Below are 2,210 nucleotides of genomic sequence, written 5' to 3' on the forward strand. Positions count from 1 at the left end.
AGATCATTTCGCGCTTCACCGGCGACGAAATCCCCTCCGACAAACTGCGCGCCATCATCGATGGCGCCTATCAGAGCTTCCGCCATCCTTCGGTGACCCCGCTGATCGAGCTCGAGCCCAACCACTTTGTGCTCGAGCTGTTCCATGGGCCAACACTGGCCTTCAAGGACGTGGCGATGCAGTTCCTGAGCCGCACCATGGATCATATCCTGGCTGAACGCGGGCTCCGCGCCACCATCGTCGGCGCAACCTCGGGTGATACGGGTTCGGCCGCCATCGAAGCGTTCCGCGGCCGCGATACGACCGACATTTTCATCCTTCATCCGCTTGGGCGCACCTCCGAAGTGCAGCGCCGGCAGATGACGACGGTGCTCGACAGCAATGTCCACAACATCGCGCTCGAAGGTACGTTCGACGACTGCCAGGATGCAGTGAAGGCGATGTTCAACAATCACGCCTTCCGCGACTCGGTGCGCCTGTCGGGCGTCAATTCGATCAACTGGGGCCGGATCGTTGCCCAGATCGTCTACTATTTCACTGCTGCCGTGTCGCTCGGCGCCCCGCATCGCAAGGTCAGCTTCACCGTTCCAACGGGCAATTTCGGCGATATTTTCGCCGGCTACTGCGCCAAGCGCATGGGCCTGCCGATCGAAAAGCTGGTGATCGCCACCAATGCCAACGACATCCTGCGCCGGACTATCGACAGCGGGCGCTACGAGATGTCCGGCGTTTCGCCGACCATCAGCCCCTCGATGGACATCCAGATTTCGTCCAATTTCGAACGGCTGTTATTTGAAAGCGCCGGTCGCGACGCCGATGCCGTCAGCCGCATGATGGCAGCGCTGAAGCAGTCGCGCGGCTTTGAACTTCCGGGCAAGTCGATTGCCGCCATACGCGCCGAATTTGCCGCCGGCACTTCGGACGAAGCGACGACGAACGAGACGATTGCCGAGACGTGGGCGAAATCGTCCTATCTGCTCGATCCGCATACCGCCGTCGGCGTTGCCGTGGCGCGGAGCCTCGTACGTGGTCCCGAACCCATGATCACGCTGGCAACGGCGCACCCCGCAAAATTCCCGGCCGCCGTAAAGGCTGCGACGGGCATCGAGCCGGGTCTGCCGAGCTGGCTTGAAGACCTTTATCAGCGACCCGAACGGGTCGAAGTGTTGGCCAATGACCAGCGCGTCGTGGAAAACTTCATCGGGGCGCGCAGCCGCGCGGCCTGACAAGACCGGAGCGTTTCCCGGAAGGTGTTGCTACCTTCCGCAAGGGAAAGGCAGCCGGGCAGACCAGGCGGGGTGACCAAAACCCCGTTGCTGGCTCAGGAGGATGAGTGTGACGGTACAAACGACGACTCTCGAGAACGGCATGGTGGTGCTGACCGATGACATGCCGCATCTGGAGAGTGCCTCGATCGGTGTGTGGGTGAAAGCCGGCGCCCGCTCGGAGCGCAAGGCCGAGCACGGCATTTCCCACCTTCTCGAACACATGGCCTTCAAGGGCACGCGGACGCGCACGGCGCTGGAGATTGCCGAGGCGATCGAGAATGTCGGCGGCGATCTCAACGCCGCGACCTCGATCGAGCACACCGGCTATTTCGCCCGCGTGCTCAAGGACGATGTGGTGCTGGCGGCCGATATTCTCTCGGACATTTTGCAGAACTCGACCTTCGACGAAGGCGAGATGACGCGCGAGCAACAGGTCATCGTGCAGGAAATCGGCGCGGCGCGGGACAATCCCGACGATCACGTCTTTGACCTCTTCCAGCAGGCCGCATACCCGACCCAGCCCATCGGCCGTACAATTTTGGGCACGGTGGATTCGGTGCGTGCCTTCTCGCCCGAAATGGTTCGCAAATATATGCGTCGCAACTATGTGGGCGACCACATGGTCATCGCCGCCGCCGGCAATGTCGACCATGACGGTCTCGTGCAGGTCGCCAAGGATCGCTTTGCAGATCTGGCGCCGAGTGGCGCACCGGCGCCGCAGCGTGCTGAATATCAGGGTGGCCAGGAACGTCTGGTTTCGGACCACGAGCAGGCCCATATCGTGCTGGGCTTTGAAGGTCGCGCCTATAATTCCGACGGCTTCTATGCGGCCCAGGTTCTGGCCTCGGTGCTGGGCGGGGGCATGAGTTCGCGGCTCTTCCAGGAAGTGCGCGAAAAGCGTGGCCTCTGCTATTCGGTCTATGCGTTCCACTGGGCTTTTGC

2 protein-coding genes are annotated in these 2,210 nt (G+C 61.9%); both read left to right on the forward strand.

The genetic code is table 11. From position 1 onward, the window contains the following. The coding region (thrC, locus tag J0I64_RS00115) for a threonine synthase (protein WP_291405253.1) at positions 1–1,226 on the forward strand (1,226 nt) is incomplete at its 5' end. Between the two features lie 109 nt (positions 1,227–1,335). Further along, positions 1,336–2,210: pitrilysin family protein (locus tag J0I64_RS00120; protein ID WP_291405254.1), on the forward strand; the 875-nt coding region annotated here is incomplete at its 3' end.

Origin of the sequence: Devosia sp., from assembly GCF_017307565.1 — a bacterium.
Taxonomy (GTDB): Bacteria; Pseudomonadota; Alphaproteobacteria; order Rhizobiales; family Devosiaceae; genus Devosia.